We start from the raw sequence: 13,280 nt of genomic DNA on the forward strand, positions 1-13,280 counted from the left end.
CTTGCAGGAAATTTCGCTCCTCGCGGGCCAGGGTCAATTGTTTCCATGTGTGAGGATTTGTGGATGAGCGTTTCTACCGTTGCGCCGCCGCCGAGCGCGATCGTGGTGCCGAGCTACGACACCACCAAGCAGCAGGACGACCAGACCAAGACTGGGGATACCGACCCGACCTACAAGCCGCAGCCGCCCGCGCCGCTGCCGCCGGGCCAGGGCACCCGGATCGATCAGCTCGCCTGATCAGGCCCGCCGGAGATGAAACGCCCGATCCGGTCGATCGGGCTTTTCGCGTGTCCGGCCGCATCTTCGCCGGATAATGGGACCAGTATCGTGCGCGGCTGAGCTGAGACCTGCGCATGATCGCAAAACTGCTGTTGCAGAACACGATCACCACCGTCGGCATGGGCGCATTGCTGTTCGCGTCCGCCGGAACAATGCACTGGCCTTCGGCCTGGGTGTTCCTCGGCACCTGCGCCCTGCTCGGCCCGCTCTGCGGCTGGTGGCTCTACCGGATCGATCCCGCGCTGCTTGCCGAGCGTCTGCGGCCCGTCCTGCAAAAGGATCAGCCCGCCGCCGACAAAGTCTTCATGATCGTCTTCGTCCTGGCGATGCTGGCCTGGCTGGCCGTGATCGGGCTCGACCGGCGTTCGCACGCCTCCGACGTGCCATTCGCGGTGCAGGTGCTCGGCCTCGTGTTGTACGTCGCTTCGACGCTGTTCGTCTTGTGGGTGTTCCGCGAGAACTCGTTCGCAGCGCCCGTGGTGAAGCTGCAGGCCGAGCGCGCCCAGCGCGTGATCTCGACCGGACCCTACGCCCATGTGCGTCATCCCATGTACAGCGGCATGGTGCTGTTCTTCGCCGGCGTGCCGCTGCTGCTGGGCTCATGGTGGGGCCTGGTGATGGTGCCTGTCATCGTCGCCCTGTTTGCGATCCGCATCGGCATCGAGGAGCGCACGCTGCGCGACGGCCTGCCGGGCTATTCCGACTATGTGACGCGCGTGCGCTATCGCCTGCTGCCCGGCGTGTGGTGAGCGCGCATCACGCTCCGCGGCACTTCACGGAAAAGCATTCCCTCTCCTCCGATCGACTGACGTCGCCGCACATGAACCTCGCTAGAGGGAACCCGTAATGACGCAACGGGAGACGCGACGATGTTCTGCAAGCCACCCTGCCCCGACGAGCATGAACCCTCTTCCGCATTCGAATCTTCAGATCATCAATCGGTCGCGAAGCCTGCACAGGCGCTCGCAAGCCGTGACGATTTCGGGCGATTGATCGCGCCCGAAACGGCCGGTCCGGAACGGAGGCTGCCGCCAGCCTCCGTCCGGACCGGCTAGAGTTTGATTTGACGCGTTTTCTTCACGCGAACCGGTATCCACTTCGCTCGAAAACGCTTTAGGTGTCCAGCTCGCGATAACGGCGAAAGATTCCCTGCTCGTTGAAGGGAATCCGGCGCTCGCTCGCAAGGTAGGCCTTGATGTTCGGCCGCGCGGCGATGCGATCGTGCAGGCCGACGAGGCCGGGGACATCCGTCTCGAACGCCTTCATGCGCTTGGGAAACGCATAACGCAGCCCGGCGACGATCTGGAACAGCGAGAGATCGACATAGGTCAGCCTGCGGCCGGTGACATAGGTGCCGCCATTGTCGTCGAGAAGCTGCTCGAAATAGCCGAGATATTTCGGCACGCGCTCGTCCCAGAACTCAGCCGTGCGCTTCTTCGCCGCCGCCTTCTGGTCTTCGTAGTAGAGCGAAGGCCCGAGCGGATGATGGGTGTCGTGAATCTCGAGCACGAGGTCGGTGATGGTCAGCTGAAGCTGATGCACCCAGAGTTTGCCGGCTTCCGTCTTCGGCGCCAGCCCATGGCGGCTGCCGAGATAGAGCAGGATGTTGGCGGTCTGGCCGATGACGAGCTTGCCGGCCTTCAGGAACGGCGGCGCAAAGGGCGGCGTGCCCTTGGCGTCCATCATCTTCATCATCGCACCGGAGCCGCGCGGGCCGCGTGCGACGTCGACGTAAGCCGCCCCCGCCTCCTCCAGCGCCAGCCGCACATATTCGCCGCGGCCCTGGATCTCGGGCCAGTAGTAGAGCTCGTATTTCATGGGAGAGGTCCGTGAGCGTGAATGCTGCGGGACCAATGTAGCATGTGGCCTCGGGTTCCGTCAGGGTGAGACAGAACAGCCGCGCCACATACTCCGTCATTGCGAGCGAAGCGAAGCAATCCAGATTCGTTCCACGGTGGCAGTCTGGATTGCTTCGTCGCTGCGCTCCTCGCAATGACGGGAGGAGAGAGCAGAGCCTCAATTCGCCGCGAAGCAATACAGCAGGCCGTCGCCGCCGGTGCTCTTCAGATCGGCCTGCGAGCAGCCGCCGTCGGGGCCGCGCGAGGGATGCGAACTGTTCCATGATTTTGACGGCTCGTCGTCGCGCAGGCCCTGGCGATCGGCATGGCCGACCACCGCCGCGCCTTGCGTGCTCGACGTCCAGTTCTTGCAGGTCTTGTCGTCGCCCGCGGCAAAAGCGCTGCCGTCAGGTTGCGAGCCCGTGAGGATGTCGTGCCGGTTCGGCGTGTCGCCGCGGCCGTTGATGACCTCGCCCTTCTCGTTCAGCGCAGTCTGCTTCGTGAGATTGTTGGCGGCGCCGTGCAGATCGGCGACGTCCTTGGCAATCACTGCGCCCTTGGCGTTCTGCCACGGTCCCTTGCCGATGCGGTCCTTGGCGTTGACAGCCGGCTTGCCGTCGGCAGCCTGCGTCGACAGATAAGCGCGCCAGGTCTTGGCGCCGGCGCCGCCGGCCTGCGCCAGCTTCTGGCACTGCGCATCGGCGCCCTCGAGGCCGCCGAGATCGGCGCCCTTGCCCGGACCGCTGGAGGTCACGAAGAACGTCATCTCGGCCGCCTGTGCCGATGGCGTCGCAAGCAAGGCCATCGCCAGCGCAAGGCCTGACATCGCCACGGATCTCTCGATACGGATCATCCTGTCCTCCCAATTGTGTTTGTCGTTGGCCGCCTGATTTTCAACCCGAGGCGTACCCGCTTATTCCGGTGCCGCAATGCGATAGGCCCAAAAGAAAAGGGCGCCGTGCCGGAAGCACGACGCCCTGGTTTCTGATGGTTGGATGCGATCAGTTGGTCTGCTGGATCGCCGACAGTTCCCAGGAACCGCCCGGACGGCGGGCGAAGGTCCAGACCTCGGTCACCTCGCCGGGCTGCTCGCTGCCGGCGACAACCGCGCCGGTGTTGCGGTCCACCGTCTTGTCGGTGAGCGCGAAGCGCAGCGCCACCGTGGCGTATTCGGTCTCGCCTTCGCGCCAGGCTTCCGCGAGGTCGCCCTGCAGCAGCTTCACGTTGCTGGTCTTGTTGACGACGTTGCGCGCGCGGTTCTGGTTAAGGTCCTGCTCGAGATAGGAGACCATCTCCGGCGTCGCGAGCGTGTGCAGCTTGGCCACGTCCTCGTTCGACCACGCGGCCTGGACTTCGCCGAGCAAGCGCTCGAACGCCTCATAGTCATCCGGCTTGATCTCGAGCGGCGCGTTGTTGGCGCCACCGAAGCCGAAGCCACCGAGGCCGCCGCCAAGACCACCACCAAGGGCGCTGCGATAGTTCGTCTGCGGTCCGGGACCGGCGCTTGCGTCAGCATTGGCGTAGGCCGCCTGCGGGGCATGGCGGCGCTGCCACCAGGACATCGCCAGCCGCACCACGAACACCACGAGCACGATCTGGATGATCAGGCCCAGGATCGACGACAGGCCACCGAGGCCACCGAACAGGCCGCCACCGAACAGCATGCCGAGCAGGCCTGCGCCGAGGAAGCCGGCCGCAAGGCCGCCCATGAAGCCGCCGGCGCGGCCGAACAGGCCGCCGCGCGCGGGTGCAGCCGCGGCCGAATTTATGCCTGCGCCCGGCTGGGTGTAGGTGCGGTTGAACTGCGAGGCCGAGCCCGGCGCGGTCGTGGTCGACGGCGGCGCCGAATAGGTGCGCGAGCCGCGCGAACCCGACGACATGCCGCCACCGACCCGCGCGTCGGCGGACGAGATGGCGAGCGCGGTCGGCAGCGCAAGCGCCAGCACGACGGCAATCGTCTTGAAGAGAGAGCGGGAGCGTTGCGAGAAAGTCATTTGCGTTTCCCAAATCCCCGGCATGGGGATGTGCCCCTAACATGGGCAGACTTCCCGAAAAGTGAAGACGGTTTCGGAACTCGCGGCTGCGGCCCTCAGTCGCGGGGATGTGGCAAAAGCCCATATTTGGCGGGGGTTTGGCCGGGTGCGCGGGGGAACCGTGGTCGCCGGTTACCGTCGGCTTAACGGCCGGATTTCAGCTTTTTGCCCGACCTCATCATTGCGCACAGCTCTCTCCACCGTCATTGCGAGGAGCAAAGCGACGAAGCAATCCAGAGTGGTTCCGCGGAAAGATTCTGGATTGCTTCGCTTCGCTCGCAATGACGGAGAACACGGAAGCGGCGCGCCGACTCTCGCCCTCACCCCTGCTTCGTCATCGTCTCCTTCACCGCCGCCACGAGCTGGCTGAGCGTGAACGGTTTTGGCAGGAAGTCGAACTGCTGGCCTTCGGGGAGGCTCTTCTCGAAGGCGTCCTCGGCATAGCCGGAGACGAAGATGAACTTGATGTCGGGGTTCTTCTCGCGCATCGCCTTGAGCAGCGTCGGGCCGTCCATCTCGGGCATCACGACGTCGGAGACGACGAGATCGATCGCGCCGCTCTGCTCCTCCAGCACCTCCATGGCCTCGACGCCGTTCTCGGCCTCGACCACGGTGTAGCCGCGCGAGCGCAGGCCGCGTGCGTTGAGTGCGCGCAGGCCCTCTTCGTCTTCGACGAGAAGAATGGTGCCCTGTCCGGTGAGATCGGTGCGCGGCTTGGCTTCCGCTGCAGCAGGCGCAGCTTCCTTTGCAGCGCCATTGGCCGCGCTGACCGCGGCTGCGGGCTGCTCGACCTGCACCTCCGGCTCGGCATGATGGCGCGGCAGGAAGATGTGGAACGAAGTGCCCTGCCCCGGCTCGGAATCCACGTAGATGAAACCACCGGTCTGCTTGACGATGCCGTAGACGGTGGAGAGACCGAGGCCCGTGCCCTTGCCGACTTCCTTGGTCGAGAAGAACGGCTCGAAGATCTTGTCGCGGATATCGGCGGGAATGCCGGTGCCGGTGTCGGCGACCTCGATCCGCACATAGTCCGCGGCCGGCATGCCCTTGTAGGCAAGCTTGCCTGCATCATCCGTCGTGACGTTGGCGGTGCGGATGATCAGCTTGCCGCCGTCAGGCATGGCGTCGCGCGCATTGACCGCGAGATTGACGATCACCTGCTCGAACTGGGAGACGTCGACCTTGACCGGCCAGAGGTCGCGGCCGTGGATCAGGTCGAGCTTGACCTTCTCGCCGATCAGCCGGCGCAGCAGCATGGTGAGATCGCTCAAAGCATCGCCGAGATCGAGTACCTGCGGCCGCAGCGTCTGGCGTCGCGAGAACGCAAGCAGCTGCCGCACCAGCGTCGCAGCCCGCGTCGCGTTCTGCTTGATCTGCATGATGTCCTGGAACGACGGATCGGTCGGCTTGTGCGCGTTCAGCAGGAAGTCGTTCGCCATCATGATGGCGGAGAGCACGTTGTTGAAGTCGTGGGCGATGCCGCCGGCGAGCTGGCCGACCGTCTCCATCTTCTGCGACTGGTTGATCTGGTTCTCCAGCGCGCGCCGCTCGGTGGTCTCGAGCATGTGCACGATGGCGGCTTCCGCGTCGTTCTCGGCGGCGTCCACCGGCGTGACGAAGAACTGGCCCCAGCGTTCCCTGGTGCCTTCGAGCGCGACCTCGACCGGCGCAACGTCGGCCCGGCCTTCGGCGGCCTGGTTGATCGCCGCGATCAGGAGGTGACGGTCGCGCGCATTCACGGCGCGGAAGATCGACTTTGAGGCGCTGTCGAGCCCGAGCGCCTGCCCGAGCTTGGCATAGCGCGCATTGGCCCGCACCACGTTGCCGCTGCGGTCGACCGTCGCGATCGCCATCGGCGTATGGTCGAAGAAGCGCATGAAGCGCACTTCGGCGGCGCGATCGGGATCGCTGCGCTCGTCGCGGGCGCGGCTGATGACCAGCGTGCGCGACGGCCCCGGCGCCCCGTCGGCGCCGAAAGCGAGCTTGTGATAGAGCCGCACCGGCATGGTCTTGCCGGTCCGCATGCGCAGGTCGATGTCGAAGACCTCGGTCTTCACCTCGCCCGGAACCGCCACGATCGAAGTGAGCAGCGAGGCGCCGTCGCCGGAGACGATGTCGGTGAGCTTCAGCCCGCCCGAGCCGATCTCGGCGAGGTCATAGTCGAGCCAGTTCGCCAGCGTCGCGTTGACATAGGCAAGCTCGCCGGCCGGATTGACCGAGAAGAAGCCGCACGGTGCGTGATCGAGATATTCGATCGCGTGCTGGAGCTCCTGGAACACGTCCTCCTGGCGTTCGCGGTCGCGCGTGATGTCGGCGATCGACCACACCGCGTACTTGGCCTCGCGCTTGCCGGTGCCGAGCGGGCGGACGCGCATGCGCAGCCAGCGGCCCTGGCTGCCGTCCTGGCCGGAGATGCGCACCTCCTCCTGCTGCCGCTTGCCCTCGCGGGCGGCCTTGAGCAGGCGGAACACGGCTTCGGAGACATCGGGATTGCCGATGAAGACGCGCTCGACCGGGCGCACGTCCTGCGGGCCGGCGGCGCCGGTCAGGGTCAGATAGGCCGCATTGGAATAGACCACATGGCCGCGCGGATCGGTCACGGCGAGGCCATCATAGGCGTGGTCGGCGATGCGCCCCATCACGGGATCGTCGAGATTGCGGTCGACGAAGCGGATGATGCCGGCGGCGAAGGCGAACAGGTTGAACAGGCCGACCATCGCCAGCACGGCGAGGATGCCGAGGATATAGGGCTGCGCCTGCACGCGGCCGAGCGTCATCAGCCCGACGGCGACGGCGACGAGGCCGGCAGCCACCAACAGCACCAGCGCAATGCTGCCCGAGCGCGGCGACGGCTCGTGCGCCGCAACGGGCTCGCGTGTGAGGTCGTGGTCGGTCTCAGCAGTCATCTCAAGCTGACGCAGCCTGTTGGCAGAGAATCAACGCGCCGCCGCGCGCACGGGGCCTTCCCTGCCTCATCAGGACCCGCAGGCGCAAGGGCAGCAAGGGCGAAAGGTACGCTGATTCCCAGTTTACGGCCATTTCCGGTACTTTTCGGGGGTTTTAGCCGCGCCCGGCGCGGAATCCTTGTTTCAGCCGCATGACGTAGCCGATGACTTCGGCGACCGCATGGTAGTGCTCGGTCGGGATTTCCTGGTCGATCTCGACGGTGGCGTAGAGCGCACGGGCCAGCGGCACGTTCTCGACGATCGGGATGTCGTGCTCGCGCGCGATCTCCCGGATCTTGAAGGCGAGATTGTCGACGCCCTTGGCGACGCAGATCGGCGCCGACATGCCGCGCTCGTAGGACAGCGCCACCGAATAGTGGGTCGGGTTGGTGATGATCACGGAGGCCTTGGGAACCGCCGCCATCATGCGCTTCTTGGCGCGCTGCTGCCGCAACTGCCTGATCTTGCCCTTGATGTGCGGGTCGCCTTCGGACTGCTTGAACTCTTCCTTGATCTCCTGGAGCGACATCTTCTGCCGCTGGAACCAGCTGCGGTACTGGAAGAAATAGTCGCCGATCGCGATGATCGCGAGCGCGGCCACGACCGCTCCGAGGAGGTGGATGGTCATGCTGGTGGTGGCACCGAGCATCGAGGCCGGGTCGAGCCTGACCATCGCCTCCATGCGATGCCGCTCCGGCCACAGCACCACGGTCATGACCACGCCGAGCGCGACCAGCTTGCCGAGGCCCTTGAGGAAGTTCGCGGCCGCCTGCTTGCCGAAGATGCGCTTGAAGCCCTCGGCGGGCGAGAGCTTGCTGAATTTGGGTTTGAGGGATTCGGCCGACCACACCAGGCGGTGCTGGAGCATGTTGCCGGCAATCGCCGCCAGCACCAGCATCAGGAGCGGCACGCCGATCGCCGCGAGCACGGCGAACTCGATCTGCTGCATCAATGCGAGCAGAGCCCTGCCGTCGGTCTTGATCATCCAGGAATTGGCGAGCAGGTTGCGCATCGGCGTCAGCAGCCCGCCGCCGACCGAGCCCGAGAAGGTCGAGACCACGAGCGTGCCGCCCGCGATCATGAACCAGGTATTGATTTCCTGGCTCTTGGCGACGTCACCGCGCTCGAGTGCGTCGTCAAGACGCTTTTGTGTCGGGTCTTCTGTTTGACTCTCTGGATCGTTGTCTTCCGCCATCGATCCCTCTTATCTCAGCGGCATCATCTGGTGCATGACACCGATGAAGTAATCCAGATACGTGCCCATCATCGCGGTGAGCACCACGGCGAGCACGAGGAAGCCGGCGAAGATCGACAGCGGCACGCCGACGAAATAGACCTGCATCTGCGGCATCAGCCGCGCCAGCACCCCGAGCCCGATATTGAAGACGAGGCCGAACACCAGGAATGGCCCGGAGAGCTGCAGTCCGAGCCGGAACGCGGCGGCAAAGGCGCGCGTCGCCAGCGAGGCGACATCGCCGCTCGACACCGTCTCGCCCGGCGAGAAGATCGTGTAGCTGTCGTTCAGCGCCGCGATCACCAGATGATGGCTGTCGGTGGCGAACAACAGCGTTACCCCGAGCATGGTCAGGAAGTTGCCGACCAGCACGCCCTGCTGTCCCTGCGTCGGATCGACCGAGGTGACGAAGCCGAGCCCCATCTGCTGCGCGATCACGGCACCGGCAACCTGCAGCGCCGACAGCGTCACGCGCGCGGTGGCCCCGAGCACGACTCCGATCACGATCTCATGCAGCATCAAGACCAGCAGCGGCGCCAGCGATCCCATGTCGACCTGATAGGCGCTGCGATGCAGCGGCAGGATGATCAGCGTGAGCAGGAGCGCGATCGACAGTTTTATGCGCGTCGGAATGTTGGTCTCGCCGAGACCCGGCAGCAGCATCACCATCGCACCGACCCGGGCGAAGGCGAGCATGAAGGAAGCGGCGAGCGCCGGCAGCAGCGAGACGTCGATGCGCATAATTCACGCATCTTGCCTCAGCCGCCGATGATTCGCGACGAGATCCGCAGCATGTGGGCATGGAGCGCGTCGGCCATGAACGGCAGCGCCAGTAGCATCGTGGCAAAGATGGCGAGGATCTTCGGCACGTAGATCAGCGTCTGCTCCTGGATCTGCGTCAGCGCCTGGAACAGCGATACGATCACGCCGACCACGAGGCCGACCACCATCAGAGGCGACGACACGATCACGATGGTCCAGATCGCATCGCGGGCGACGTCGAGGGTCTCGGGTCCGGTCATTTTTTCTATTTCTCACTGTGAATTGTTTCGTCATTCCGGGGCTCGCGAAGCGAGAGCCCGGAATCCATACTCCCGATCGTGGTTAAGGATTCCGGGCTCGCGACTTCGTCGCGCCCCGGAATGACAATCAGATCGGCATCTTCATGATGTCTTCGTACGCCGCGATCACGCGGTCGCGGACCGAAACCAGCGTGGACACCGCGACATCGGTGTCGGCGACCGCCGTCACCACGTCCATCACGTTGGCCTTGCCGGCGGCCATCGCCACCGTCTGCGCATCGGACTTGCGGCCGGATTCCATGACGCTGCCGACGGCGTCTTTCAGCAGCGAGGCGAACGACTGCCCGCTCGCTTCGCTGCCCTTGCCGGCCCCGGCACCGGTGTTTTCCAGCACGCGGGCAAGGTTGGCATAAGCATTGGCGGCGACTGACGGTGATGCCATGGCTCAATTGTCCTGTTCAGCTCTTGAGGATGTCGAGCGTGCGCTGGATCATCCGGCGCGTCGCACTGATGATGTTGAGGTTGGCCTCGTAGGACCGCTGCGCGTCGCGCATGTCGGTCATCTCGACCACCGAGTTCACGTTGGGATATTTGACATTGCCGGTCGCATCCGCGGCCGGATTGTTCGGCTCGTATTTGACGCGGAAACTGGACTGGTCGGGCTTGATCCGGCCCAGCGTGACGACCTGCGCATCGAGCGTGCGGTCGAGCGCCGAGGAGAAGGTCGGCACCTTGCGCCGGTAGGGATCGCCACCGGCGCTCTGCGCGGTCGAATCCGCGTTCGCGATGTTTTCCGAGATCACCCGCATGCGACCCGCCTGCGCCCGCAGGCCGGAGGTCGCAATCGCCATCGAGCGGGCAAAATCGCTGCTGTCATTCGCCATGATCTACCCCCTGCTCTTCGGTTTGAGCATGATCTGGTCGGAAAACCGCTGCACACTTTTCCGGATCATGCTCTAGCCCTTGCCGATCGCGGTCTTGAGCAGATGCAGGCTCTTCGAATAGAGTGAGGTCGCCGCCGCGTAATCCATCTGGTTGCTGGCGGCCTTCATCATCTCCTCTTCGAGATTGACCGCGTTGCCCGCAGGACGGGTCTCGAAGCCGGCATTCCTGTTCTGGTCGAATCCGGACGCTGCCCCCGACGGCTTCATGTGCGAGGCGCTGGTGACGGTCATCGCCAGCGGGCCCATCGAGCCCGTGACGGCGCCGGTCTTGTCGAGTTTCGGCTCGACCAGGTCGCGCGGGCGGAACTTGGGCGTATCGGAGTTGGAGACGTTCTCGGACAGGACGCGCTGGCGTTCCTGGTGCCATTGCATCTTGGTGCGAAGCGCCGACAGCACCGGGAGGTCGTTGATGGACATCGTTGCGGCTCCTTCCGCGCACCCGGACCTCGAGGTCCGAAGCTAGGCAGAATTTGCCGCGTGTATGGTTAACAGGTCGTTAAAGAAGCCGCTTCCGCCTGTCCCCCGCCGGGACACGACTTTGTGGGCCCGTGATTCTACGCATCCAAAAGTGGCATTAACCCAACCGCTTGGCGGCGCATGCACAGGCCAAGAAGTCGTTTTGGATCGAGCGATTCATGGGTTATTAAGAGTTGGGGACGGCAAAACTTGCCGTGGGACATTAAGAAATCGCAGTTTTGGGGCATCAAGAAGCCGGTGGTCGGCGCATCTGACCATGGGCCCGAACGAAGCGCCATTTGCCGGGGACAGGTATGAACGGTAGCCCTATCACCTTCATCGTCGCGTTCATCGTCGTTCTGGCGTTGATCGGCGTCGCCGCTTGGCTGGTCCGCCGATTCGCGACCACGCGGCTCGGCGCCAACACCCAGCGCGGCCGGATGCCCCGCCTGGCGGTGATCGATGCGGCCGCGGTCGACGGCCGTCGTCGTCTGGTGCTGGTGCGGCGTGACAATGTCGAGCATCTCCTGATGATCGGCGGCCCCACCGACATCGTCGTCGAGCCCAATATCGTTCGCGCCGCGCCCGGCCGCGACCAGCTTCCGCAGCGTCCCAACGCCGCCGAACCGCCGCGCCTTGCGCCGATGCCGGACGCCGGCGGCTGGGCCGACGAGGCCCCGCGCCCGGAAATGCTCGATCATCCCGAGCCGCAGATGCCCGAGCCGCCGCCGCGGCCGGCGCGTCCCTCCTTCGCCGACGATATGCGCCGGCCCGCCCCCGTTCTGGCCGAGCGCCGCAACGAGCCGCCGCTGGCCGCCTTCCCGCCCGAGCCGATGGCGCCGCGTCCCGAGCGCGAGCCGCGTCCCGAACCGGTTCCGCCCCGTGTAGCCCGTAACGAGCCCCCGCTGATGCCGCGCCCGCCGCGCCAGAGCGAGCCGCCGAAGATGCCGCCGCTGGTGCGCGCCGAGCGCGCGGCCCCGCCGCCGCCTCCGCCCGTGCCGCAGGCTCCGCCCGTGGTGCAGGCTGCTCCGCCCGTTCCGCCGCCGGCTCCTGCTGCCGCGGTGCCTTCGAGCGCGGAACAAAACCTCGCCGAAATGGCGCAGCGGCTTGAAGCTGCGCTGCGCCGCCCGGCCGGCGAAACGGTCGCGCCCCCGGTTGCGCCGGAGTCGCCCTCCGCGCCCCCGCGCGCGGCACGAAGCGAGCCGCCGGCACCCCCCGCCCCGCCGCCGAAGCCTGCCGCGGAGAAGACCAGCTTTGAAAATCTCGAAGACGAGATGGCCTCCCTGCTCGGCCGTCCGAAGCCGTCTTCGTGAGGCTGCCGGCCCTCCCGCGTAGAGTTCTTTTTCTTTCTGTCCTGATCGGCGCGGCTTCGCTCGCAACCCTTGCGCATGCGCAGGACATCAGCATCAATCTCGGCGGCGGCGGTGCTGGCGGCGGCGGCGTCACCGAACGCGCGATCCAGCTCATCGCGCTGCTCACGGTGCTGTCGATCGCGCCGTCGATCCTGATCATGATGACGTCGTTCACGCGTATCGTGGTCGTGCTCTCGCTGCTGCGCACCGCGATGGGCACGGCGACCGCGCCGCCGAACTCGGTGATCATCGCGCTGGCGATGTTCCTCACCTTTTTCGTGATGGGACCGGTGCTGCAAAAATCCTACGACGAGGGCATCCGTCCGCTCGTCGCCAACCAGATCAGCGTCGAGGACGCGCTCCAGCGCGCCTCCGTCCCCTTGCGCGGCTTCATGCAGAAGAACGTGCGCGAGAAGGACCTGAAACTGTTCCTGGACCTCTCCGGCGAACCGCCGCCCGCCACCCCCGACGAGCTCGCACTGCGCATCCTCGTTCCCGCCTTCATGATCTCCGAGCTCAAGCGCGCCTTCGAGATCGGCTTCCTCCTGTTCCTCCCCTTCCTGATCATCGACCTCGTCGTCGCCTCGGTGCTGATGTCGATGGGCATGATGATGCTGCCGCCAGCTACGATCTCGCTCCCGTTCAAGCTGATCTTCTTCGTGCTGGTCGACGGCTGGTCGCTGGTGGCAGGAAGCCTGGTGCAGAGCTACGGGGGATAGCGGCCGCGACGTCCGCCGTCATGCCCCGCGAAGGCGGGGCATCCAGTACGCCGCAGCCTCTCGATTCCATCACTGCCGTCTCTGGAATACTGGATCGCCCGCCTTCGCGGGCGATGACACCAATGTGTCGCGCGTTCAATGGCACGACGTTCGTGTCCGCCCCCTACCCCTTCACGTCATACTGCTTGCTGAGGTGGTCGCCGATCTGGACCAGCATGGCGACGCTTTCGGGGAAGCCGGGGCGGTCTCGCATCGGTTGATCGGCGTCGGCGCGGAACTCCCAGCTGTCGCCGTCGCGGACGATCGAGATGGCCAGGCCGTCCGGGCCATCGACATGGGCCTTCAATTCGGCCCGCGCCATGGCGATGAGTTCGGCTTCGGTCTTGGCAGGCTTACTCATATTCCTCTCCCGGCATGAAGATACCTCAGGTTGCCGCCTGGCGCAGCACCTGTCGAGA

General features: G+C 65.5%; 15 protein-coding genes. 4 read left to right on the top strand and 11 right to left on the bottom strand.

Going from position 1 to position 13,280, the window contains the following annotated elements; translation table 11 throughout:
• The first annotated feature begins 63 nt into the window (after positions 1–63).
• Together VGR99_RS22395 and VGR99_RS22400 are read left to right on the top strand one after the other, a co-directional pair.
• Positions 64–237, top strand: a complete 174-nt coding sequence (locus VGR99_RS22395) for a hypothetical protein (protein WP_326901367.1) — start codon at positions 64–66, stop codon at positions 235–237.
• Positions 238–353: 116 nt separating this feature from the next.
• On the top strand, positions 354–1,028 hold the full coding sequence (locus VGR99_RS22400) for an isoprenylcysteine carboxylmethyltransferase family protein (protein WP_326901368.1): 675 nt from the start codon (positions 354–356) through the stop codon (positions 1,026–1,028).
• A 364-nt stretch (positions 1,029–1,392) separates the two neighbouring features.
• Here the strand turns inward: VGR99_RS22400 and VGR99_RS22405 are convergent, their stop codons facing one another.
• From VGR99_RS22405 to flgB, 10 genes are all read right to left on the bottom strand, one after another.
• Positions 1,393–2,097 carry a glutathione S-transferase gene (locus VGR99_RS22405; protein ID WP_326901369.1) on the bottom strand — a complete coding sequence of 235 codons (705 nt, stop codon included), beginning with the start codon at positions 2,095–2,097 and terminating at the stop codon, positions 1,393–1,395.
• Between the two features lie 198 nt (positions 2,098–2,295).
• On the bottom strand, positions 2,296–2,970 hold the full coding sequence (locus VGR99_RS22410) for a lectin (RefSeq protein ID WP_326901370.1): 675 nt from the start codon (positions 2,968–2,970) through the stop codon (positions 2,296–2,298).
• 148 nt (positions 2,971–3,118) lie between these two features.
• Entirely contained in the window at positions 3,119–4,135 is a 1,017-nt protein-coding gene (locus VGR99_RS22415; protein WP_326901371.1) for a Tim44 domain-containing protein, read from the bottom strand.
• A gap of 335 nt (positions 4,136–4,470) precedes the next feature.
• Positions 4,471–7,056: a cell cycle histidine kinase CckA gene (gene cckA / locus VGR99_RS22420; protein WP_326901372.1), complete on the bottom strand. Its 2,586-nt coding sequence runs from the start codon at positions 7,054–7,056 to the stop codon at positions 4,471–4,473.
• A 154-nt stretch (positions 7,057–7,210) separates the two neighbouring features.
• On the bottom strand, positions 7,211–8,290 hold the full coding sequence (gene flhB / locus VGR99_RS22425; RefSeq protein WP_326901373.1) for a flagellar biosynthesis protein FlhB: 1,080 nt from the start codon (positions 8,288–8,290) through the stop codon (positions 7,211–7,213).
• Positions 8,291–8,299: 9 nt separating this feature from the next.
• Positions 8,300–9,070: a flagellar biosynthetic protein FliR gene (fliR, locus tag VGR99_RS22430; RefSeq protein WP_326901375.1), complete on the bottom strand. Its 771-nt coding sequence runs from the start codon at positions 9,068–9,070 to the stop codon at positions 8,300–8,302.
• A 17-nt stretch (positions 9,071–9,087) separates the two neighbouring features.
• Entirely contained in the window at positions 9,088–9,351 is a 264-nt protein-coding gene (gene fliQ, locus VGR99_RS22435; protein ID WP_018321865.1) for a flagellar biosynthesis protein FliQ, read from the bottom strand.
• 127 nt (positions 9,352–9,478) lie between these two features.
• Entirely contained in the window at positions 9,479–9,793 is a 315-nt protein-coding gene (gene fliE / locus VGR99_RS22440) for a flagellar hook-basal body complex protein FliE (RefSeq protein ID WP_220012760.1), read from the bottom strand.
• 16 nt (positions 9,794–9,809) lie between these two features.
• Positions 9,810–10,235, bottom strand: coding sequence for a flagellar basal body rod protein FlgC (flgC, locus tag VGR99_RS22445; protein ID WP_326901381.1), 426 nt, complete (start codon positions 10,233–10,235; stop codon positions 9,810–9,812).
• 72 nt (positions 10,236–10,307) lie between these two features.
• The gene (gene flgB, locus VGR99_RS22450) at positions 10,308–10,712 is read right to left on the bottom strand and encodes a flagellar basal body rod protein FlgB (RefSeq protein WP_326901382.1); all 405 of its coding nucleotides are present in this window, start codon (positions 10,710–10,712) and stop codon (positions 10,308–10,310) included.
• A gap of 353 nt (positions 10,713–11,065) precedes the next feature.
• Between flgB and VGR99_RS22455 the strand changes: the two genes are divergently transcribed.
• Positions 11,066–12,064, top strand: a complete 999-nt coding sequence (locus tag VGR99_RS22455) for a flagellar biosynthetic protein FliO (protein WP_326901383.1) — start codon at positions 11,066–11,068, stop codon at positions 12,062–12,064.
• Positions 12,061–12,822: a flagellar type III secretion system pore protein FliP gene (gene fliP, locus VGR99_RS22460; RefSeq protein WP_326901384.1), complete on the top strand. Its 762-nt coding sequence runs from the start codon at positions 12,061–12,063 to the stop codon at positions 12,820–12,822. The genes VGR99_RS22455 and fliP overlap by 4 nt, the downstream gene beginning before the upstream one ends.
• Positions 12,823–12,985: 163 nt before the next feature.
• Here the strand turns inward: fliP and VGR99_RS22465 are convergent, their stop codons facing one another.
• Positions 12,986–13,222 carry a hypothetical protein gene (locus VGR99_RS22465; protein ID WP_326901385.1) on the bottom strand — a complete coding sequence of 79 codons (237 nt, stop codon included), beginning with the start codon at positions 13,220–13,222 and terminating at the stop codon, positions 12,986–12,988.
• Positions 13,223–13,280 lie beyond the last annotated feature (58 nt).

This window comes from Bradyrhizobium sp., assembly GCF_035935975.1.
Lineage (GTDB): Bacteria > Pseudomonadota > Alphaproteobacteria > Rhizobiales > Xanthobacteraceae > Bradyrhizobium.